The organism is Streptomyces sp. SID4985 (assembly GCF_009863025.1).
GTDB lineage: Bacteria > Actinomycetota > Actinomycetes > Streptomycetales > Streptomycetaceae > Streptomyces.
On record NZ_WWIR01000307.1, the window covers coordinates 1 to 842 of the forward strand.

1 pseudogene is annotated in these 842 nt (G+C 79.5%); it reads right to left on the reverse strand.

Annotation, left to right across the window (positions count from 1 at the left end):
• Positions 1 to 842 (reverse strand): annotated as a pseudogene (locus GTW40_RS12675) (hypothetical protein); the annotation flags it as partial.

Here is an 842-nt window from a genome sequence, read left to right on the forward strand (position 1 = left end):
GTCCTCCTCGGCGGCGGCGAGGGCGGCCGGGACCAGCGCGGTCGCCTCGGCGAGCCGGTCGGCGAGCCGCTCCACGCCGTCGATCTGGATGCCCGCCTGGGATATCGCGGCCTCTGCGGCGCGGAGTTGGCGGGCCGCCTCCCGGTCGGTGCCCGAATCGACGGCGCGACGAGCCTCGTTGAGTCGGGCGGTCGCGAACACCAGCCGGTCCAGGGCCACTTCGGTGTACCGGTCGGTCCGCACCCCGTACCGCTCCCGCAGCGTCGCCACCGTGCCCTGTGCGGCCGCCGCCCGCGCGGTCAGCTCCCGGAACCGCCGCTCCGCGACCCCGAGGGCCGGCCCGCCCGCCGGTCCCCGCAGCCGGTCCAGACCGGCCGCCTCCGCGTCCAGGCGCCGCCCGGCCTCCTCGCACCGGCCGACCACACCCACCAGGGCCTGCCGCCGGGCGTGCGCGTCCTCGGGGACGCCCTCCGCCCAGCGCCCGAAGATCGTGAACGCGGCCGCCAGCTCCGCCTCGGCGGCCCGCAGCGCCTCCCGTGCCGGTCCGCCCTCCGCCTCCGCGACGTACGACAGCTCCTCCGCCGAGGCCCGTACGCAGTCGTCGGCGCGTATCAGGGCCTCCCGCGCCTGCCGCTCGGTCCCGCCGGTGCCCGGCGCGGGCGGGGCCGAGGGCGCCGGCGCCGGGGTCGTACGGGTCCGCACCCGGCGGGTCCGGCGTACATAGCCGTACCCGGCGGCCAGTACGGCGGCGACGGCCACGACCAGCGGCAGGGCGAGGTCGACGGCCGACCCGTCCTGCTCCGCCGCCCCGAAGCCGACGGCCGTACGGGTGGTCCCGGCGG